Annotated in this window: 25 protein-coding genes; 14 read left to right on the top strand and 11 right to left on the bottom strand. The window is 37.5% G+C overall.

Annotated features, from left to right (window positions below):
• Positions 1-87: 87 nt before the first annotated feature.
• The 6 genes from AsFPU1_RS19390 to AsFPU1_RS19365 all read right to left on the bottom strand — a co-directional run bounded on the left by AsFPU1_RS19390 (position 88) and on the right by AsFPU1_RS19365 (position 6,335).
• Complete coding sequence (locus AsFPU1_RS19390) at positions 88-1,590, bottom strand: MmgE/PrpD family protein (protein ID WP_124972889.1); 1,503 nt, start codon at positions 1,588-1,590, stop codon at positions 88-90.
• A gap of 44 nt (positions 1,591-1,634) precedes the next feature.
• Positions 1,635-2,489 (bottom strand): Uma2 family endonuclease, encoded by an 855-nt coding sequence (locus AsFPU1_RS19385; protein ID WP_124972887.1) that lies wholly within the window; start codon positions 2,487-2,489, stop codon positions 1,635-1,637.
• Between the two features lie 77 nt (positions 2,490-2,566).
• Positions 2,567-3,319 carry a Uma2 family endonuclease gene (locus tag AsFPU1_RS19380; protein ID WP_124972885.1) on the bottom strand — a complete coding sequence of 251 codons (753 nt, stop codon included), beginning with the start codon at positions 3,317-3,319 and terminating at the stop codon, positions 2,567-2,569.
• Positions 3,320-3,447: 128 nt separating this feature from the next.
• A complete protein-coding gene (locus AsFPU1_RS19375) occupies positions 3,448-4,305 on the bottom strand; it encodes a Uma2 family endonuclease (protein WP_124972883.1) in 858 nt (285 codons plus the stop codon).
• 238 nt (positions 4,306-4,543) lie between these two features.
• Positions 4,544-5,293, bottom strand: a complete 750-nt coding sequence (locus AsFPU1_RS19370) for an SDR family NAD(P)-dependent oxidoreductase (protein WP_124972881.1) — start codon at positions 5,291-5,293, stop codon at positions 4,544-4,546.
• 76 nt (positions 5,294-5,369) lie between these two features.
• The gene (locus AsFPU1_RS19365) at positions 5,370-6,335 is read right to left on the bottom strand and encodes an HpcH/HpaI aldolase/citrate lyase family protein (protein ID WP_124972879.1); all 966 of its coding nucleotides are present in this window, start codon (positions 6,333-6,335) and stop codon (positions 5,370-5,372) included.
• Positions 6,336-6,577: 242 nt separating this feature from the next.
• On the opposite strand from AsFPU1_RS19365, the gene AsFPU1_RS19360 reads away from it, so the two are divergent.
• Both AsFPU1_RS19360 and AsFPU1_RS19355 read left to right on the top strand, forming a co-directional pair.
• The gene (locus tag AsFPU1_RS19360; RefSeq protein ID WP_227873427.1) at positions 6,578-7,789 is read left to right on the top strand and encodes an AbrB family transcriptional regulator; all 1,212 of its coding nucleotides are present in this window, start codon (positions 6,578-6,580) and stop codon (positions 7,787-7,789) included.
• 7 nt (positions 7,790-7,796) lie between these two features.
• Positions 7,797-8,762 (top strand): M48 family metallopeptidase, encoded by a 966-nt coding sequence (locus AsFPU1_RS19355; RefSeq protein WP_124972877.1) that lies wholly within the window; start codon positions 7,797-7,799, stop codon positions 8,760-8,762.
• A gap of 124 nt (positions 8,763-8,886) precedes the next feature.
• Here AsFPU1_RS19355 and AsFPU1_RS19350 read toward each other — a convergent pair whose 3' ends face one another.
• A complete protein-coding gene (locus AsFPU1_RS19350; RefSeq protein WP_125061171.1) occupies positions 8,887-9,939 on the bottom strand; it encodes a YheT family hydrolase in 1,053 nt (350 codons plus the stop codon).
• A gap of 191 nt (positions 9,940-10,130) precedes the next feature.
• On the opposite strand from AsFPU1_RS19350, the gene rpaA reads away from it, so the two are divergent.
• The 4 genes from rpaA to opcA all read left to right on the top strand — a co-directional run bounded on the left by rpaA (position 10,131) and on the right by opcA (position 14,951).
• Positions 10,131-10,871, top strand: coding sequence for a two component system response regulator RpaA (gene rpaA / locus AsFPU1_RS19345; RefSeq protein WP_124972875.1), 741 nt, complete (start codon positions 10,131-10,133; stop codon positions 10,869-10,871).
• A gap of 130 nt (positions 10,872-11,001) precedes the next feature.
• Positions 11,002-11,676, top strand: a complete 675-nt coding sequence (locus tag AsFPU1_RS19340; RefSeq protein WP_124972873.1) for a ComF family protein — start codon at positions 11,002-11,004, stop codon at positions 11,674-11,676.
• 173 nt (positions 11,677-11,849) lie between these two features.
• Positions 11,850-13,379, top strand: a complete 1,530-nt coding sequence (gene zwf / locus AsFPU1_RS19335; protein WP_124972871.1) for a glucose-6-phosphate dehydrogenase — start codon at positions 11,850-11,852, stop codon at positions 13,377-13,379.
• A gap of 201 nt (positions 13,380-13,580) precedes the next feature.
• Positions 13,581-14,951 carry a glucose-6-phosphate dehydrogenase assembly protein OpcA gene (gene opcA / locus AsFPU1_RS19330; protein ID WP_124972869.1) on the top strand — a complete coding sequence of 457 codons (1,371 nt, stop codon included), beginning with the start codon at positions 13,581-13,583 and terminating at the stop codon, positions 14,949-14,951.
• Between the two features lie 117 nt (positions 14,952-15,068).
• On the opposite strand, the gene AsFPU1_RS19325 is transcribed toward opcA, so the two are convergent.
• On the bottom strand, positions 15,069-16,214 hold the full coding sequence (locus AsFPU1_RS19325; RefSeq protein ID WP_124969650.1) for an IS4 family transposase: 1,146 nt from the start codon (positions 16,212-16,214) through the stop codon (positions 15,069-15,071).
• A gap of 43 nt (positions 16,215-16,257) precedes the next feature.
• Positions 16,258-16,449 carry a hypothetical protein gene (locus AsFPU1_RS19320; RefSeq protein WP_227873424.1) on the bottom strand — a complete coding sequence of 64 codons (192 nt, stop codon included), beginning with the start codon at positions 16,447-16,449 and terminating at the stop codon, positions 16,258-16,260.
• A gap of 137 nt (positions 16,450-16,586) precedes the next feature.
• Between AsFPU1_RS19320 and AsFPU1_RS19315 the strand changes: the two genes are divergently transcribed.
• From AsFPU1_RS19315 to AsFPU1_RS19280, 8 genes are all read left to right on the top strand, one after another.
• The gene (locus AsFPU1_RS19315) at positions 16,587-16,859 is read left to right on the top strand and encodes a BrnT family toxin (protein WP_124972867.1); all 273 of its coding nucleotides are present in this window, start codon (positions 16,587-16,589) and stop codon (positions 16,857-16,859) included.
• Complete coding sequence (locus tag AsFPU1_RS19310) at positions 16,843-17,073, top strand: BrnA antitoxin family protein (RefSeq protein ID WP_124972865.1); 231 nt, start codon at positions 16,843-16,845, stop codon at positions 17,071-17,073. The genes AsFPU1_RS19315 and AsFPU1_RS19310 overlap by 17 nt, the downstream gene beginning before the upstream one ends.
• 49 nt (positions 17,074-17,122) lie before the next feature.
• On the top strand, positions 17,123-17,446 hold the full coding sequence (locus AsFPU1_RS19305; protein ID WP_124972863.1) for a DUF4258 domain-containing protein: 324 nt from the start codon (positions 17,123-17,125) through the stop codon (positions 17,444-17,446).
• A complete protein-coding gene (locus tag AsFPU1_RS19300) occupies positions 17,443-17,658 on the top strand; it encodes a hypothetical protein (RefSeq protein WP_124972861.1) in 216 nt (71 codons plus the stop codon). Before AsFPU1_RS19305 ends, AsFPU1_RS19300 begins: the two co-directional genes overlap by 4 nt.
• A gap of 198 nt (positions 17,659-17,856) precedes the next feature.
• Positions 17,857-18,066 carry a type II toxin-antitoxin system HicB family antitoxin gene (locus AsFPU1_RS19295; protein ID WP_124972859.1) on the top strand — a complete coding sequence of 70 codons (210 nt, stop codon included), beginning with the start codon at positions 17,857-17,859 and terminating at the stop codon, positions 18,064-18,066.
• Positions 18,063-18,278, top strand: a complete 216-nt coding sequence (locus AsFPU1_RS19290) for a type II toxin-antitoxin system HicA family toxin (protein WP_124972857.1) — start codon at positions 18,063-18,065, stop codon at positions 18,276-18,278. Before AsFPU1_RS19295 ends, AsFPU1_RS19290 begins: the two co-directional genes overlap by 4 nt.
• Before the next feature lie 155 nt (positions 18,279-18,433).
• Positions 18,434-18,721 carry a hypothetical protein gene (locus AsFPU1_RS19285; RefSeq protein ID WP_227873423.1) on the top strand — a complete coding sequence of 96 codons (288 nt, stop codon included), beginning with the start codon at positions 18,434-18,436 and terminating at the stop codon, positions 18,719-18,721.
• A complete protein-coding gene (locus AsFPU1_RS19280) occupies positions 18,718-18,960 on the top strand; it encodes a hypothetical protein (RefSeq protein ID WP_124972853.1) in 243 nt (80 codons plus the stop codon). The genes AsFPU1_RS19285 and AsFPU1_RS19280 overlap by 4 nt, the downstream gene beginning before the upstream one ends.
• A gap of 384 nt (positions 18,961-19,344) precedes the next feature.
• On the opposite strand, the gene AsFPU1_RS19275 is transcribed toward AsFPU1_RS19280, so the two are convergent.
• Together AsFPU1_RS19275 and AsFPU1_RS19270 are read right to left on the bottom strand one after the other, a co-directional pair.
• Positions 19,345-20,454, bottom strand: a complete 1,110-nt coding sequence (locus tag AsFPU1_RS19275; RefSeq protein ID WP_124972851.1) for an S-(hydroxymethyl)glutathione dehydrogenase/class III alcohol dehydrogenase — start codon at positions 20,452-20,454, stop codon at positions 19,345-19,347.
• Positions 20,444-20,662, bottom strand: coding sequence for a hypothetical protein (locus AsFPU1_RS19270; RefSeq protein ID WP_124972850.1), 219 nt, complete (start codon positions 20,660-20,662; stop codon positions 20,444-20,446). Before AsFPU1_RS19270 ends, AsFPU1_RS19275 begins: the two co-directional genes overlap by 11 nt.
• Positions 20,663-20,806: the final 144 nt, after the last annotated feature.

Below are 20,806 nucleotides of genomic sequence, written 5' to 3'. Positions count from 1 at the left end.
CTGACATAATGGGTTTTAGCACGATGAATATATACTAACATCTGTTCATCGTACAGGCTTCTAGCCTGTACCAAAAATGTTCATATTTCAAAAAATTCCCGATAAAGAATTCTCTAATAAATAACCTTTCACCGCGATTAAATTAAGTTTTCTTAAATCCTCCGTTTTAAGTGTAGGTAATTGCTGAACTAAATCTAAGAAAAATTCCTGTTCTTGAGGTTCAATAATGGCTTCAGTTAAGGTCTTAAACTTATGAATATAATTGGGTCTTTGAAAAGGTTTTTCCCCATAAGAATGAGCATTAGCAACCCTTAATTGATCCTCAATTTTAGACCCATCTTCCAAAAATATCTCAACTCGCGCCCCAAAAGCTCGTTCTTTCGGGTTAGGATGATGATACAGTCTTGTCCATTCGGGATCTTCTAATGTCCGTACTTTATGCCATAAACGCACCGTATCGGGACGACTGACCCGTTCTGGGGTATAAGAGTCAAAATGATGCCAGCGTCCGTCCTGTAACGCTACAGTAAAGATATACATGATAGAATGATCCAGGGTTTCTCGTTTGGCATTGGGATCGATTTTTTGTGGATCACCTGAACCTGTACCAATGACATAATGAGTTTGGTGACTGCCATGAATCACAATTTCCTTAATCTTCTCAAAATCATCAATTTGAGTTCTCATGCGAAAGGCTAAATCAATTAAACCTTGGGCCTGATATTCTGCTGCGTGTTCTTTAGTATAAGATTCAAGAATGCCCCGTTTGGGTTCTCCCGGTTCGGGTAAAGGCACTTCATAAACAGCATCAGGTCCCCCCAAAATCCAAGCAATAATGCTATCTTCTCCCTCATAAATGGGTGAAGGGGAACCTTCCCCCCGCATACAACGATCTACGGCTTCTAGGGCGTTTTTACCTGCATAAGCAGGGGCGTAAGCTTTCCAACTGGAGATGTCTGCTTTGCGAGACTGTCGGGTGGTAATGGTAGTATGGGCGGCTTGTTGTACTGATTGATAGATGGTTTCTGTGTCTAATCCTAACAAAGAACCAATTCCGGCAGCGACTGAGGGGCCTAAATGGGCAATATGGTCAATTTTGTGCTTATGCAGACATATTCCCTTGACGAGATCAATCTGAATTTCGTATCCTGTAGCTAACCCCCGAATTAAATCTGCACCATTGCGATCGCATTGTTGCGCTACAGCTAAAATTGAGGCGATATTGTCTCCTGGATGGGAATAATCAGCCGCATGAAAGGTATCATGATAATCGAGTTCTCGGACGGCTACACTATTAGCCCAGGCTGCCCATTCTGCACAGACGGTAGTTTCTGGAGTAACACCAAAAAGGGTGGCCCCACCTTGACGGGGATGGGCTAAAGCTTGGGCCCTAGCTGTTTGTACCCCATGATAATTAAGGGCTGCACAAGCAGCGGCCGCATTATCAATAATACGGTTAATAATCATTTCTATTACGTCTTTTTCGACTTCGACATTATCAGAAGCAACAGAGGCAATTTTCCAAGCTAATTGATCTTCACGGGGTAAATAAACTTTAGAAGGATAGGTTCGGACTTGATGAATTTTCATGTTTTTTTTAACAATATTGTTAAGGATAAAATTGATTAAATTTACTAAATTTTCTCAGAATTAATGCCTAATTCTTTCAATTTTGCTGTTAATTCCTCTATCTTTTTTAAGGCTAATTCTTTTTGTTCACATTCATATTCCTGTTGTTGCAAGGCTAATTCTTTTTGTTGACATTCATATTCTTTTTGTTGACGTTCATATTCTTTTTGTTGACGTTCATATTCCTGTTGTTGTAAGGCTAACTCTTTCTGTTGGCGTTCGTATTCCTTCTCTTGCTGTTGTTGAATGGCCGCTTCTTCCGGTGTTGGCACTAACTCTCTATCAACTGTAAAATAACGTAATTTAGACTCATATATTCCTAAATATAAATCTAATTCCTCACTCCATAACCATCCTTGTTCATTGGCTTCAATCTCTTGATATTTTCCCCTAATTAAAGTATATCCTTTAAATTCTAAACTATAAGGCTCAAACCAAAAATAATCAGGAGTCCGAAAGGTATCTTGATAGATTTGTTTCTTTTCTTCCCTATCTGTTTTGGCGGTACTATCAGATAATATTTCAATAATTACATTGGGATATTTTCCCTCTTCTTGCCATACTACCCAACTTCTACGGTTTTCATTGCGGGTTGTTCCTAATACTACAAAAAAATCTGGGCCACGAAAGAATTCTGATTTCTTTTGATTGGGGCTATAATAAATTGTTAAATTCCCTGTTGCAAAGTAATCTTCTCTATCTTGCCATAGCCATTCTAAACATTTAATCAATAAAATAATCTGAGTCAGATGTAAGTTAGTTTCCAATGGGGGTTCGTCACTCCAAAATTCTCCTTGAGGATAGATTATCTCATGTTTTGCTGGGGTATTAGTAGGGGATAGGGTTTGAGTGATGGTCATGGCTTTAGGCTCTGATTATCGATAATAATATCTTACAATTCTAATTCTGCAAAGGTTATTTTTAGCCTCCGGCAAAATCACAAATTTTCCTCGGTATTGATGCCTAATTCTTTCAATTTTGCTGTTAATTCCTCTATCTTTTTCAAAGCTAATTCTTTTTGTTCACGTTCATATTCTTTCTGTTGCCGTTCGTATTCCTTCTCTTGCTGTTGTTGAATGGCCGCTTCTTCAGGTGTTGGCACTAACTCTCTATCAACTGTAAAATAACGTAATTTAGACTCATATATTCCTAAATATAAATCTAATTCCTCACTCCATAACCATCCTTGTTCATTGGCTTCAATCTCTTGATATTTTCCCCTAATTAAAGTATATCCTTTAAATTCTAAACTATAAGGCTCAAACCAAAAATAATCAGGAGTCCGAAAGGTATCTTGATAGATTTGTTTCTTTTCTTCCCTATCTGTTTTGGCGGTACTATCAGATAATATTTCAATAATTACATTGGGATATTTTCCCTCTTCTTGCCATACTACCCAACTTCTACGGTTTTCATTGCGGGTTGTTCCTAATACTACAAAAAAATCTGGGCCACGAAAGAATTCTGATTTCTTTTGATTGGGGCTATAATAAATTGTTAAATTCCCTGTTGCAAAGTAATCTTCTCTATCTTGCCATAGCCATTCTAAACATTTAATCAATAAAATAATCTGAGTCAGATGTAAGTTAGTTTCCAATGGGGGTTCGTCACTCCAAAATTCTCCTTGAGGATAGATTATCTCATTATTGGGGTGAGTATGGCTAGGAGATAGAGTTTGAGTGATGGTCATGGCTTTAGGTTCTGATTATCGATAATAATATTTTACACTTCTAATTCTGTAAAATAATCTATCCCCTATGTTGAAATTCACTAAATTGATGTGTAGGGGGATAAGGTTATTTTTAGTCTCTGGCAAAATCACAAATTTTCATCGGTATTGATGCCTAACTCTCTTAATCTTGCCGTTAATTCGGCAATTTTTTGCAAAGCTAATTCTTTTTGTTGACGTTCATATTCTTTTTGCTGGCGTTCATATTCCTGTTGTTGTAAGGCTAACTCTTTCTGTTGCCGTTCATATTCCTGTTGTTGTAAAGCTAACTCTTTTTGCTGGCGTTCATATTCCTGTTGTTGTAAGGCTAATTCTTTTTCTTGTCTTTCTTGAAGATTGGCTTCTTCAGGTGTTAATATTAATTCCCCATTAGGACTAAAATAACGCAATTTAGACTCATATATTCCTAAATATAAGCCTAATTCTTCACTCCATAACCAGCCATTTTCATTGGCTTCAATCTCTTGATATTTTCCCCTAATTAACGTATATCCTTTAAATTCTAAACTATAAGGCTCAAACCAAAAATAATCAGGAGTCCGAAAGGTATCTTGATAGATTTGTTTCTTCTCTTCTCTATCTGTTTTGGCGGTACTATCAGATAATATTTCAATAATTACATTGGGATATTTTCCCTCTTCTTGCCATACTACCCAACTTCTACGGTTTTCATTGCGGGTTGTTCCTAATACTACAAAAAAATCTGGGCCACGAAAGAATTCTGATTTCTTCTGATTGGGACTATAATAAATTGTTAAATTCCCTGTTGCAAAGTAATCTTCTCTATCTTGCCATAGCCATTCTAAACATTTAATCAATAAAATAATTTGAGTCAGATGTAAGTTAGTTTCCAATGGGGGTTCGTCACTCCAAAATTCTCCTTGAGGATAGATTATCTCATGTTTTGCTGGGGTATTAGTAAGGGATAGGGTTTGGGTGATGGTCATGGCTTTCTACTGCGATTATCAATAATGGTATCTTAATTGGGAGAGGAAAATCGCGTTATCTTAAGATTATCTTGCTATATTTATATTAAGTTACAATTATAACAAAGATCTTGAGCAACTTGTCATTATTATAAAATATAAAAATTTGTAGTAATGGCTTTAGCCTCATATTAAACAAAACTTGTTATTCCTAAAAGAATTACTACAAACATTCTTTTATTTATGGGTATTTACTTATTTAATATCGCAATGCACCCCCATTAATATGTAAGGTTTGACCCGTAATAAAACGGGCAGCATCTGATGCTAAATATAGACACATACTGGCAATTTCTTCCGGTAGTCCTAACCGTTTTTGAGGAGAAGCTGAAGGATCTTTTTTGATTAATTTATCGTTTGAATAGCCTTGGGTTGTATCAATTAGACCTGGAACAATATGATTAACAGTAATATTATTTAGTGCTAATTCTACCGCTAATGCTTTAGTTAAGCCGATCGCTCCCATTTTTGAAGCACAAACATGACTCCAGTTAGCACGTCCAATAAAAGCATTAAGTCCTGATACATTAATAATTGTTCCCCCACCTTTAGCTAACATACTGGGGACAACTTCTCGACAGCAAAAGAAAGGCCCGTCTAAATTAACCGCTAAAACATTACGCCATTGTTCTGTTGTCATTTCAGTTATAGAACAAGAACGTCTTAATCCTGTATTATTGATTAAAATATCAATTGCTCCTAACTGTTCTAAAACCGTTCTAACCATATTTTTAACTTGTATTTCATCCCCCACATCGGCTAAAACATAGATGGCTTTTCCTCCTAAAATTTCTATCTCTTTGACTGTTTTTTCTGCTTCTTCTTGACTGGTACGAGCATTAATAACAACTGTAGCCCCATGATAAGCTAATTCTTTGACTATAGCTTTGCCAATATTTCGGCTAGAACCTGTTACTAAGGCGAGTTTATTTTGTAAGTTGATATCCATAATTATTGGGTGATTTTTTGAGTTTTTTATAGCAGTAGCTTAGACTTGCATAGGGTGGGCAATTCCCACCAAAGAATTATTTTAAAATAAGATAACCTTGTCTCAAATACTTCTTGATTTTGTGATCGGCTTTCTTAAAAGCAGGCATTCCTTTATATTCACCTCCTACCACATGAGCATTAGTTTCTCCAGAACCGAGAAATGATTCTAAGGTGGCTAAATGTTCTTCAATTTCTGATAATTTGGGTGAATAGACTGAATTAATGGCTTCTAATTGTTTAGGATTAATTAATTTTTTGCCTGTAAATCCAAAAATATGACGAGAAAGTTGGGCTTCATTACGAGCATTTTCTGGCTTATTAAATTTAGCTGAAACACTATCAAATAAATCCAGTCCGTATTTTTTACCCGTTAAAGCAATCATCCCTAAAATTTGTTGAAATAGGGGACTCTCAAAAGTTGAAATTCGCGCTACCTCTAAATCTGTTGAAATATCACCTACGCCAAATCCTAACCCATCTTTGCCTTTTCTTAACACGCTGGCAATTTCATCTACTGCATTAAGACCTTTAATTGTTTCAATGGTAACAATATAATTTTTATCGGTTCCTATTGTCTCCATCAGATGATAAATTTCAGCCGCAGATTCTCCTTTTGGTAAAGTAATAGAATCAAAAGGAAATTGAGCGATCGCTTTAATATCAGCCGCTAATTCTTGAACATCACCCACATTAATTCTAACATTATATTCCACATTGCCAGGTTTAGGAGGAATGTGTTTAATACTGTCTCTTGCTGCTTGTTTTTGTTCTGTGGGTATGCTATCTTCTAGATCCCAAATAAAGCCATCTGCTGCAATTTCTCCCTTACCTACTTTTTCTAGATATCTGGGCTTATTGATGGGAACAAATAAATGGGATCTCCGTTTAAATTCGGTGGTAAATTCGGAAGCAGAACAGTATTGATTGAGATATTTATATAACAATTCTGATACACTTAAATTATTCTCATACAAAGTAAATTCAAGAGCAAATTTTTCCATAATTAATTTCCTATTGATAGGGAGCAAATTTTCTAGGATTTTATCAACCCTTTCTCATGGATAAAATCTTAACGACAAAATTCATTTATTTAGGCTTGTAGTCAGTCATTTATAACTTTTTTACAGGCTAAAGCCCTAACTAAGAACTTGATTTTTCATCAGAAAAGTTATCCAGAGGGTAGCATTAAGTGAATCAAATGCGCTAAAATTATATTATATTCTAAAATCGATCTTATTTTGCCTTGAATTTACTCGCTATTTTTACCTATCTAACCACTAATTGGGTGCGCTTTGTTTCTCTTAACCCCCAACTCTTAGTTAACACAGATGACGACTCTTTAATCACTTGGCAGGAGTCTATGATTTTAGGTGGGAAAAAGATATACAGTGTCCTTGAACCCTTAGCCTTGGCCGTAGCCACCGGGTTCCTCTTTAACTGGCTTAAGGTTCCTGTAGCCTGGCTAATGGGCCCCTTAGTCTTAGGCATTGTCTATGCCTTCATTCAAGGCACTCCTAAGCCCCTACCTTCTAATTTTATCACCGTTGGTAAAGCTTTGATTGGAGTGTCCTCGGCCGCTCGTTTCTCCCCGGAAACCCTCAGTCTGGCTCAACATTACACCATACCCCTATTATTGTGTATTATCACCACCGCCGCACTAAGTATGTTCAATGGTTATTTACTGTCAAAATGGACAGGAATTGACAAAATTAGTAGCTTTTTAGGATCAATTCCCGGTTCAGCTTCTAGTGTGGTGGCCATGAGTGAGGAACTGGGGGCGGATGCAGCTTCAGTTGCTGTACTGCAGTACCTGCGCATGATGTTAGTCTTATTAATAGTTCCCGCGATCGCAACTTTTCTCGCTCCTAATCTGGATCATGCCAATAATACATATTTATTGCCTACAAATCTTAGCGTTCATACTGTACCAACAAGTGTTAATCTTTTAGCATTGGCGGGATGTTGTAGTTTAGGAATTATATTAGGAAAGTGGTTAAATCTTCCCACGTCGGGATTTTTAGGGTCTTTTCTCTTAGCAATTACCCTATTTTGGAGCTTTCCTCATCAATTTTATGTACCCCGAATTTTATTCATTATTGGACTCATTTTAGTGGCTCTTTCTACGGGACTAAAATTTGATTGGCAGACTATTCATAGACTATGGAAAGCGGTATTAATTAAAAGCTTTTTAGTGGTTATCCTAGTATTTTGTTGTTTAGGAATTGGCTATGAATTTCATTTAATTACTCATGTAGATACCATTACTTCATTATTAGCATTTACCCCTGGTGCAGTGGAAGCAATGATAGCTACAGTCACACAATTAGGGGGTGATACTGGTACAGTTTTAGCCATACAAATGACCAGACAATTATTGATTTTATTAGCCATTAATTTATTACATTGGTTTTCTAAATCAGTCAAAAATCCTGCTAAATCTCAACTAATAAACTAGAGGAAAAATGCCTACTTATCCTGGAATTTCAAGCGAAGCTTTTCGTCATCCCCTTGATAAACAAGCCGAACAAACTTTAAGAAGTGTTCCTGGCTTTGATATTTTGGCTAAAAGTTTTATAGAATACTTATATGAAAGACCACAGCAAATTTATTTGATGGGCAATAGCGTTAAAGCTGGCCCTCGACAATATTTTACCCTTTATGGCATATTTCGGGAGACAGTAAAAGACTTAGATATTTATCCTGAACCGACTTTATATGTAAGCCAAAATCCTCAAGTTAATGCTTATTCTTTAGGTCATGAACAACCTTATTTAATTTTTAATACAGGCTTATTGGACTTATTAAGTGAAACCGAATTAAGAACCGTTGTTGCTCATGAATTAGGGCATATTAAATGTAATCATACCATCTTAACTCAAATGGCAATTTGGGCCATGGGAGCGGCTTCTTTATTAGGAGAAATTACCTTAGGATTAGGAAATTTAATTACTACCGGATTAATTTATGCTTTTTATGAATGGCGACGCAAAGCAGAATTATCAGCAGATAGGGCCGCTTTATTAGTAATGGATGATGTTAACCCCATTTTAACCACCATGATGAAAATGGCAGGAGGCAGTCAAAAATATGCCCATGAATGTCATTTAGATGAATTTATTCGTCAATCTAATAATTATCGAGATTTAGATCAAGATAACTTAAATCAATTGTATAAATTTTTCATGTATAATGGAGGAAATGGGGTATTTTTAACTCATCCTTTTCCTGTAGAAAGATTACATTATCTGCAAGAATGGTCAACTTCAAATGATTATCAAAACATTCGTCAAGGTAATTACCAAAAAGCTGGCAAAGAAGGGTCAGTTAATGCTGATATTAAAGAAAATGAAGTCGATAATTTACGTCAACAAATCGAAGAACTTCAACGTGAAATTAATCAAATTAAAACTCAAAAAAATTACGATTAATTAACTTTAATTATTAAATTTTTATCACAACTTAAGTCCCATTATTGTTTTGTCATTATTCCATGATTTATGTAAAAAACCCTCCCCTACAAATTTTGTGTAATTAATTTTGTCTACCTACTTACTATAATGAGTGTGAATCTATCCAATCTAAGACGCGATTCCAAGCCCACCAAATATCAACATCATTAGCTAATTTTTTACCTTTTTGACTATTAATATAACTAACATGACCTCCAAACTTAGTTAACATTAATTTAATAAAATTATTATCTTGACAACCTGTTTGTAAATCTGGTATAATGGAAGGATCAAACATCGGGTCATCCGCCGCATATAAAATTAAAGTAGGTTTAGTTAAATGAGGTAATAAAGGCAAAGGACTACTAGCTTGATAATATTCTTCAACAGTAGAAAAACCTAATTTGCCAATAACTAATTCTTGATCAAATCCCCAAATACTATTAGCCCGTTCAATAGCATCTGGGTCAATAAAATCAGGATAATTCTGATAAATTTCCCAAGCCAGATTTTTTAATTTATTAGCAATAGAACGCTCAATATAGCGTCCCAAAGGATGACGAACTAAATATTTTAAAGAACGATTAGAATCCAAATTTGGACAAACAACTGCCCCTCCTCCAATATCTGAAATTTCTAATCCTAAATTATGTCCCCAACTGTCTAAAGTTTGAGCCGTTTTAATACCCCATAAAGCTAATTGTCCCCCTAAAGAATAGCCCACAAACCAAAAGGGTGCAGGAAAGCCCATCTGTTTCGCTTGAGAGGCAATACAAACAAAATCTTCCCCCTCATACAACCCATCAGAAGTTAAGGCAGGGGATAATTCAGCCGTTTTGCCATGGGCCCGCCAATCAAATAAAACCATACCATACTGTCGCCCTAGTCCTTTACGCCCCAAGGCCCGCAGAAACCATTGATTGTTTAAATCCCCAGTAATACCATAAGTAGCAATAATTGTGCCTTTAGGCGCATCAGGAAGGGCAATACGTCCAAAAATCGGGACATCATTGGCTCCCCGAAAAATATGATCTTGATATAATGGTTCTGGATAAGGAGTGATATTTTCCCAAATATGACCAATACGAAAGGCCGCATAAAGCGTCATCCCTAAGCCATCTCTAAGCAAAGGTGTAGGATAGAATAATAAAGACATAATTTAACAAAAATTTAAGAATTGTTACAAATCTCAATATAAACAGGGGACAAAAAAAATTGTATCTGGAAAATTTAACAAAAAGAGAACCATTTTGGGAATCGTGCTTATAATCAGGACAGGATTCTTGATAATCCGATCGCAATTCTTCGCGAACATTTACATTAAACAATAGTAATTCATTTCTAGTGATGCCTCGAATACTTGTAATAGACGATGATTCAGCAATTTCAGAACTAGTCTCCATAAACCTGGAGATGGCCGGTTACGATATCAATCAAGCAGAAGACGGCATTAAAGGGCAGGCATTAGCTGTTCAGCTACAACCGGACTTAATTATGCTTGACTTGATGCTACCCAAAGTGGATGGGTTTACGGTTTGTCAGCGACTCAGACGAGATGAGAGAACTGCTGATATCCCCGTTTTGATGTTGAGTGCGTTAGGTCAAACACAAGATAAAGTCGAAGGTTTCAATGCGGGGGCAGATGATTATCTGACCAAACCCTTTGAAGTCGAAGAAATGTTAGCCAGGGTTCGTGCCTTATTACGTCGTACTGATCGCATTCCCCAAGCCGCTAAACATTCAGAAATACTGAACTTTGGGCCATTAACTCTGATTCCAGAGCGATTTGAAGCAATTTGGTTTGACAAAACCGTCAAACTAACTCATTTAGAGTTTGAATTACTTCATTGCTTGTTACAGCGTCATGGACAAACTGTTTCCCCCAGTGAAATTCTCAAAGAAGTGTGGGGATATGATCCTGATGACGATATCGAAACCATTCGGGTTCATATTCGTCATTTGAGAACTAAATTAGAACCAGATCCCAGACATCCCTGTTATATCAAAACAGTGTATGGTGCAGGTTACTGTTTAGAGTTACCAAGTGGCAATCAATTAATCGTTGAAGTTGATGCAGCAACGGTTTAATTAAGGTTAGATCATCCCTTGGTCAGTCAAACCTACTCTGTAAGACGAGGAAGTAAGGGATTTGTTCACCTAAAATCCCCCACTCAGTTACTTCCTCAAACTTTTTTTCAATTTCTCACTCCCTTATTTAATGTTAAAAAGTTTCCTGTCTTTGTTTCTCAAAGATAACTGTCCTTTATGTAAGCGACCCACAGAAGATCAGATTTGTCGTGACTGTTCTCGACAAGTTAAAAGCTATCAGTTTAAAAATCCTCGTCAATTTTGGCAAGGAGATTTACCTTTCTTGGCTTGGGGAAAATATGATGGTAAATTGAAAAAAGCGATCGCTACGTTAAAGTATGATAAACATCCTCAAATTGGCGAACTTTTTGGCTATTGGTTAGGGGAAACTTGGCAAGAGTTAGGATTAATTAAAACTAATATAAAACCCATTGTGATACCTATTCCCCTTCATTCACAAAAACAGAAAGAAAGAGGATTTAACCAAGCTGAAATGATGGCTAAAGGATTTTGTCAAATTACGAAATATCCTTTAAAAGTTAAGGGATTAATTAGAATTCGTGCAACAGAAGCCATGTTTGGCTTAAACCCACAGCAAAGACAAGAAAATATTAAGCAAGCATTTGAGTTAGATTCATCATTCCAAAAACACCCCCCTCAAACACCAATTCTGCTGATTGATGATATTTATACCACAGGAACAACAGCCAAAGAAGTAACAAAGTTGCTACAAAAGAAGGGAATAAATGTTTTAGGCATTGCTGTTATTGCTACAAAAGCCCCCCTAATTGAGAAGATTACATAATTATACCAATGTATCAAAGTGAAGTCACTTTACGGATAGATTTTCGGTTATGTTACTTTAAAACCTTCAAAATCAAATAAACAGGAGGAAAGCTTAATTTTGTGTAATAACTTACCCTCTCTTAAAAAAGTTGTCGCTAAACTAGAGACTATTGAAGGAGCCAAGTAAAGCCTATGGTAACGCTGTTAGAAAACCCTTTTCGCGTTGGATTACGCCAAGAAAGAACCCCAGAACCCTTAATACTCGTTATTTTTGGAGCCTCTGGCGACCTCACACAACGCAAACTCGTTCCTGCCCTCTACAAAATGAAACAGGAACGACGACTACCCCCCGAATTAACCATTGTTGGGGTAGCCCGTCGAGATTGGACTCATGACTATTTTAGAGAACAAATGCGTCAGGGAATTGAAGAATTTTCCGATGGCATTGGTAACGAAGAATTATGGGCTGACTTTGCCGAAGGATTATACTATTGTTCCGGTAACATGGATGAAGGGGAAAGTTATCAGAAATTAAAAGTATTTCTCGAAGAATTAGACGGCAAACGAGGAACAAGAGGCAACCGCGTCTTTTATCTCTCCGTCGCGCCCAATTTCTTCCCCCCTGGTATCAAACAATTAGGGGCCGCCGGGATGTTAAATGATCCCCTGAAACATCGTATTGTCATTGAAAAACCCTTTGGTAAAGACTTAAGTTCAGCCCAGGTACTGAACCGTATTGTTCAAAAAGTCTGTAAAGAAGAACAAGTTTATCGTATTGACCACTATTTAGGCAAAGAAACCGTTCAAAACCTGTTAGTATTCCGCTTTGCTAACGCCATTTTTGAACCATTGTGGAACCGTCAATTTGTTGATCATGTGCAGATAACCGTTGCTGAAACCGTTGGAGTAGAAGATAGGGCCGGTTATTATGATCATTCTGGGGCCTTGCGGGATATGCTGCAAAACCACTTAATGCAGCTATTTTGTCTAACGGCGATGGATGCACCCAACGCCCTCAATGCGGATAGTATTCGTAACGAAAAAGTTAAGGTACTACAAGCTACCCATTTAGCAGATATTCATAACCTGGAAAAATCAGCCATTCGGGGACAATATAAAGCCGGATGGATGAAAGGAAAACCCATCCCCGGTTATTTAGAAGAACCAGGGGTTGACCCCAACTCCACTACCCCCACTTATGTGGCCATGAAATTGATGATCGATAACTGGCGATGGAAAGGGGTTCCCTTCTATTTGAGAACAGGAAAACGCCTACCCAAAAAAGTCAGCGAGATCGCCATTCAGTTTAAAGAAGTACCTTTGCTCATTTTCCAATCTGCGGCCCATCAAACCAGTCCCAATATTTTGAGTATGCGGATACAACCCAATGAAGGTATTGCGCTGAGGTTTGAAGCCAAAATGCCAGGGTCAGAACTACGCACCCGTACGGTAGAAATGGACTTTGACTATGGTTCCTCCTTTGGAATGGCTAGTGCTGATGCTTATCATCGTCTCTTACTTGATGCTATGTTAGGGGATCAAACCCTGTTTACCCGTGCGGATGAAGTAGAAGAAGCTTGGCGTGTGGTAACACCTGTACTGTCCGCTTGGGATGGCCCCGCAGAACCTAATAGTGTGCCTCAATATGAAGCAGGAACCTGGGAACCCACCGAAGCTGAATTCTTAATTAACCGTGATGGTCGTCGTTGGAGACGCTTGTAAGTTCTGTGGGGGCTTAATAATATTAAGCCCCTAATGCTGAATCATAATGTACGGGCGGGTTGATCTAATTTATCGGTTAAAACAATAATGCACGGGCGGGTTTATTTGATCTATTTGTGACAATAACAAATTGTTGTGAAAAACCCGCCCCTACGGTGAAAAAACTTCCCGACAAACTTCTCAGTCACTACCAAAAACACTATGACGACTCAAACTCCCCCTCTCGTTTCCCTACAAGACCCCAAAGATGTCTCTATTGATGTCATTGAGCAAGAATTACGCGGTATTTGGCAAACATACAGCAATAATGAAGATGGAATAGCCGCTACCAGGGCGACTACTTTCACCTTTATTGTCTATGAACCCGAACCGACTCAATATTTGTTATCTGTTTTAGGCTTTTATACGGGCCCTGTTGATGGTATTGCCGGCCCTCGTACAATGGCCGCCATTAAATCAGCCCAGAAAGCTTACGGAATGGAAACAACGGGCAAATCTAATGAAGCATTTATCGAAAAATTACAAGCAGAATTTGAGTTAGCTAAAACCGATGGTAGATTAAGTGAAGCACAACAAAAAGCGGCTAAGTCCTATTCTCCTGACTTAGAAGGAACAGGTTTGACGGATAGTATTGCAGCATCTAACCCTTGCCGTATTATTACCCTATGTCCCACCGTTGGGGAAGATGAAGGGGTCAAAGCGCAAGTATCTGCCTACTGTCCCATTAATAAACGCAGTCATAATGCCCTAATTTGTTGTGAATATGTTACTTTACGGGGGACTGCTGCCGCTTTAGAAAGAATTGGCGGTATTATCTCAGAATTGATTATTAGTGGACTTCCTACCTTTGTTTGGTGGAAAGCGAGTCCACAACCAGAATATGGACTGTTTAAACGCTTAGCGTCTAGAGGGGATACGGTTATTATTGATTCTAGTACCTTTATTAATCCTCAAGAGAATCTGTTAGAATTAGGCCAGATGTTAGAGCAAAAGATTCCTCTAGCTGATTTAAACTGGGCAAGAATTGGCCCTTGGCAAGAATTAACGGCCGCAGCTTTTGATCCTCCAGAACGTCGCAATGCGGTTAAGGAAGTTGATCGGGTTACCATTGATTATGAACAAGGAAATCCGTCTCAAGCGTTGATGTATTTAGCTTGGGTGGCAAATCGTTTACAATGGCGGCCTGTTGCTTACGAATACGAAGGGGGAGATTATGATATCCGTCGTATTAAGTTCCTCAACGGTGAACAGAAGACCATTGAAGCGGAGTTAGCGGGCGTTCCTATGACCGACTGGGGCGAAGTTTTAGGGGACTTAATTAGTCTAAAATTGAGTTCTACTAATCTACAAGCTGACTGTTGTACGGTGTTGTGTTCGGGAACTACCGGATGTATGCGTATGGAAGCATCGGGTGGGGCCCAAGCTTGTCGTATTGAACAAGTGACCTCTTTAGCGGATCAAAAAACCGAACAATTATTAGGAAAACAACTGCAACGGTGGGGGCCTGATGCTTTGTATCAAGAAAGTTTAGGGGTTATGATCGCTATGCTGAATTTAGCTAATAATAACTAATTAATTGTTATGATTTTTTAGGGCGAGTTTTAGGGGTAAAGTTACTTTTAAAACCTGCCCTTTATCCTTTCTGTAGTCGGACTTTAGGAAATTGTTCTGGCGTGGGGACATAAAAATCTATAAGCTAGACTTAATCAGGGATATAGCCCGTCGTCCTCGTCGATAATAGGCGCGTTTTTCGGGGCTTAATTGCATTAATGCCTGGGCTTCAACGGTAAATAAATCACAAGAGTCAACCCAATCTTTTCCATGAAGACCGATATAAAAGTTACTGTGTCTCCGTCGCATTTTCTTGTTTTTTCTGACTCTCCCCACATATTTTGCCAATCCTTTCTCTTTAATAATTTTTCCAGAAAATGTTGCCATTGAATAAGCTAGAGTAATCAATATAATTAAGGAAGTAAGGCGATGTCCTGTTAATTTCGTTCTTTCTAAATCATAACCACCTTTCTTAAAATCCCGAAACATTTCCTCAATACAAAATCTCTTTTTATAAGCGTCAATCGTCTCATCAATACTGGTTAAATTTGTGATAATAAACCAAGCTTCTTTTGTCTCTATTCCTCTATACTTCTTTTTCCATTTCGCCACTATATTACTGCCTATAAATCCTTTTGTTTTCGTAACTTTAACTCCTTGATAAAATAAAGACATTCCTGAAGATAATCCTAAATCTTTTAGTCGCGTCCACATTTCCTTTTCTACTTCAATATAGTTGCTTTTCTTCAATCTGAGTGCATAATAAACTCTTTTTTGTCCATGTAACCATTTTGCTAGTTCAACTGAGCAGAATTCTCTATCCCCTAAGACAACTATTTTATATTCTTTTAGAAAGAGTAATATTCGGGCTAATATACTTTTCTGTGTGTCAAAGTTACTATTACCGATGTGATCTAGCAACTCAAAATATAAGGGAATTCCTCTATTATCAATTACCAGACTTACCATCAAAATATTAATCAACCCCCATTGGGTTCTATCTATGGCAATATGTAAGACATCTCCTGTACTAAATGATTGCTTTAACCACTGTTTTATGATAGGTATCCATACTCCTTCAATTGTCAAACAAGGAATCTCGAAAAACCGTTTTAACTTTTTTCTCTTACTTTCAAATAAAATGGGACTGGGAAAATAACTAGCTAACTCATAAAACCTAATTTTCCTATATACTTGCACTAATTCTATCATGATTAACAGTATTAAATATTCCGATTTTTTCAGATACTTTGTTAAATGGTTGTTATAAATTTCTGGTAACATTTTGGGTTTAGACGGCGATCGCTAAAAAAAGAACATTTTCTTTTTACCATGTTTTGCTCTTTTCGTCATCTGGTAAGGCTTTCAGGGTTTCATGTCCCCACGCCAGGACTTTTTCTATAGCTTCTCTCAGAAATTTTCGTCCTATTTCACTACATAACCATTTTTGCCGATGGTAAGTGACTTGAGTAATAAAATATGTCCCTCCAGACACAGATAATCTTCGATAATTTGACATTGTAATTAATCTTTTATGGTGATGGCATTGTTATATATCATCTCCTCCTTAACTCTAAATATTTGTTGCAGATCTTGTCGGAGATTTTAATTAAATGTAACGCACCTAATTTGTTAAGGTATAATTGTTGTTAAACAATGACCTTTGAATATTATCCCCGAAAAGCACAAACTAATCGGCAAAAGCATGGGATTTCCTTTGCTGAAGCTGAATTGGTGTTTTTTGATCCCCTTGCCATTCATGACATTGATCCTGACGCAATAGGAGAAGAACGTTTCATTGCAGTGGGAGTGGGAAACTCAGGATTATTGTTGGTCGTTGTTTACACCATGCGCGGTGACAAAATTAGGCTAATTTCTGCTCGTCGCGCAACATCCCACGAGGCTAAATCTTATGAGGAAGGAATATGATTTTTCAAAAGGTAAGCGTGGTGCTATCATTCCATCAGAAGGGAAAACAAGCATCACCCTATATCTAGACGATGAAATTTTAGCCACTTTCCAAGAACGTGCTGAAACTGCTGGACTAGGTTATCAAACATTAATTAATGAGGCTTTGAAAGCTTATCTTAAAAATTCATCTGAACAATCACTAACGGGGAAAGTGCGATCGCCGATCTTGTAGGTTGGGTTGAGGAACGAAACCCAACAACGATAAATCAATATTAAATTCTATGAGTCAAACATTCACAAAAATTATAAAATTGGTTAAAAATAGGGAAGTCAAAATATCAGCACATGGCTATGATGAACTGGCTAACGACAATATTTTTGTCGGAGATATTGTCAATAGCATAACACAGGCTCAAATCATAGAAGACTATCCTGATTATCCCAAAGGAGCTTGTGTTCTCGTACTACAACAAGATGCAGAAAATCAGCCGATTCACGTTGTTTGGGGAATTCCTAAAAATGCTGAATCTCCTGCGGTTTTAGTGACAGCCTATCGACCAGATCCTAGCCTTTGGGAAAATAATTTTACGAGGAAAAAATCATGAAGACTAAAACTCAAACTAAAATCATTCACGAAGGAGAATATATGGCAGAAATTGAAGTTGAACTGAGTTATAATGATGATGAATGGTCTCCTTATTTATCCCTTGAAGATGCAGAAAAATTGGATACTGTTCGTTTAGCACTGGGTGACAATGACCTGAAAACGGCTGCTAAATTTGCTTGTATTTATCATCTAACACCTGTTAGAGTATAGTGCAGTGCGATCATCGATCTTGTTGGTTGGGTTGAGGGACGAAACCCAACCAATGCCCTATTATGTGACTGGCGTTGCTGAATCAAAGTGCGATCGCCGATCTTGTAGGGTGCGAAAACGTGCGTGTAACGCACCTAATTTATTGGGTTATAATTGTTGTTAAAATCTGGGCATTAAAAGCTTATTAAGAGTAATATTATGAATTATACAATTGAAGTTGAACAAGAAGAAGACGGACGCTGGATTGCGGAAGTAGTAGATTTACCAGGTGTCATGGTTTATGGTCAAACCGTTGAAGAAGCAATAACACGAGTTCAAGCACTAGCATTACGAATCTTAGCAGATAATCTAGAAAATGGTAAGAATGTCTCATCAGGGTTAATTAACGTATCTTTTCAACCAGCATGAGTCAATGGAGATCAACAAAAGCTAAGCAATTATTAGCCGCATTACTGCAAATTGGTTGGAAGATTAAACGAGAAACAAAAGGATCTCATTGTATTCTTTCCCATCCTGACTGGCCAGACTTCGTTTTTGCCTTTCATGATAGAGAGGAGATAGGCCCCAAGATGCTGTCCCGTATTGCTAAAAAAACAGGTTTGCAACCTAAAGATCTGTAGTGCGGTCTCGCTTTGCGAGTGCGGATGCAACGCCGACGAATTTAGCTTGGGTTGAGGAACGAAACCCAACGATAATAACCTAATACATAGGCGATCTCGTATTATAGTTATAATAGTTGTATTAGAGAAGCTCAGATATAACTAAGGATAAAATAGTGAATGAAGCATATAATATTGCTCAACAAGGAGGTAAACACTCTGGCTTCTATAACGAATATACCACAAGGTCAAACACTGAAATTCAAAAGGGTATTGACTCTATAAATAAGCAAATTTCAGAACATGAAGATAAAATTAGAAACCCTCAAAAATATATATCTAACTTTAATAATCTTGATCCCAGACAACAAAAAGCCCTTCCTCAAAAATGGCAAAGCGATATCAAGCGACAAATAGAGCAGAAAACCATACTTGAAGGAATACTTAAGGAAAGAGGACAATGAATCCAGAATCAGTTAATTTTATTAAAGATCATGTACTTCTTCTCAAAGAAAAGTACAACGAGTCACTACAACAGATTAAAGAAGCTAACATTAAAGGTGAAGATTCCTCCTTCTATAAAGGAATAAGTCTTGCTTATTATGATTCCCTTGAACTTATTAAATCTCAAGTTGAAGCCTTTGGTTACAACTCGACAGAAGTTAAAGTAGCCCTTCCTGAATTTGGTGAACCCGCACTATAGTGCGATCGCTGATCTTGTAGGGTGCGAAAACGTGCTAGGAGTTACGAATCGTACATTATTACTATAATCTAGCTACGATTTTTCAATTGTTTGAACCATTGAACGATCGCCAGTGATATTCATTCACGGTAGTTTTTTGTATTATTTTATACCGTTCTACCTAGATACACATTTATAGGATTCTGTCAATGCGTAACTCCTAGGTGCGTGTAACGCACCTAGGAGTTACGCTTATTGATTTCATGGTGGATTACGCGCACGCTTTTCCACCCTACATAATTAATAGTGCGATCGCCGATCTGATAGGCTACATTAGCAAAAATACTTATGTAGTGGATATTGTTTATTTACATCCAGAGTCAATAAAAAATCTACCTGCTTAAACTAAAACATAATAACACTACGAATGGATTCTCCTTGGTGCATTAACTCAAACGCATCATTAATCTTTTCTAATGGCATTACATGAGTAATCAAATCATCAATATTAATTTTACCGTCCATGTACCAATCAACAATTTTTGGCACATCGGTACGTCCTCTTGCTCCACCAAAAGCCGTTCCTTTCCAGACCCTTCCTGTTACTAATTGAAAGGGACGGGTACTAATTTCTTCTCCCGCACCGGCTACTCCAATAATAGTAGAAACTCCCCATCCTTTATGACATGATTCTAAGGCCTGTCGCATCAATTTAACATTACCAATACATTCAAAAGTATAATCTGCCCCACCCTTAGTTAAATCGACTAAATATGGCACTAAATCTCCCACTACTTCCTGAGGATTTACAAAATGTGTCATGCCAAATTTTTCAGCTAAACTGCGTTTTTTGGGGTTAATATCTACTCCTATAATCATATCTGCCCCGACCATTTTTGCTCCTTGAATCACATTTAAACCAATACCCCCTAACCCAAAAACAATAACCTTAGAACCCGGTTCAACTTTAGCCGTATTAATGACAGCACCGATACCAGTTGTTACCCCACAACCGATATAACAAACTTTATCAAAAGGGGCATCTTCTCTAATTTTAGCTAAGGAAATTTCTGGTAATACAGTATAGTTAGAAAAAGTAGAAGTTCCCATATAATGATACAGTTTCTCACCCCCTAAAGAAAACCTACTAGTTCCATCCGGCATTAACCCCCGTCCTTGGGTTGCTCGTACTGCTTGACAAAGATTCGTTTTTAGGCTAAGACAATACTCACACTGACGACATTCCGGGATGTAAAGAGGAATCACATGATCGCCAGGTTTAAGGCTAATTACGCCCGCCCCGACCTCAACTACCATACCTGCCCCTTCATGACCTAGAATAGCCGGAAATAACCCTTCTGGGTCTTTTCCTGAGAGGGTATAAGCATCCGTGTGACAAACCCCTGTGGCTTTAATTTCAACTAATACTTCTCCGGTTTTGGGCCCTTCTAATTGTACTTTTTCAATACTAAGAGGTTGGCCAGGGGCAAGAGCAACGGCGGCTTTAACATCCATATATTATTAGGGTGTGATTATTAACAGTAGCAATTTTATCTTGAAATCTTCCTTTAAGATGTAATTTATCAGTATAAGTTTGACAATGAGGACAGTTAATTCCTTGATTAGTCAACTCTAATTCTAAAATAATAAATCCTTCTTTTTGATAACAAGTGAAAATCGTAACGTTAGGAAATCCCAATAAAGTATCGAAATGAATATCCATTCTTCACCAGGGAGGTAAAACGTAGCTATCGCTACATTTTATTTGATTATAGATGGAGAGCCTAGGAAACGGGATTTTAAGCAATATATTAAATAAACTCGCCCTTACCTCACAAAAAAAATCTGTCTGTTGGGTTTCGTTCCT

Source organism: Aphanothece sacrum FPU1, from assembly GCF_003864295.1.
Lineage (GTDB): Bacteria > Cyanobacteriota > Cyanobacteriia > Cyanobacteriales > Microcystaceae > Aphanothece_B > Aphanothece_B sacrum.
This window is presented reverse-complemented; position numbering and strand designations above follow the sequence as displayed.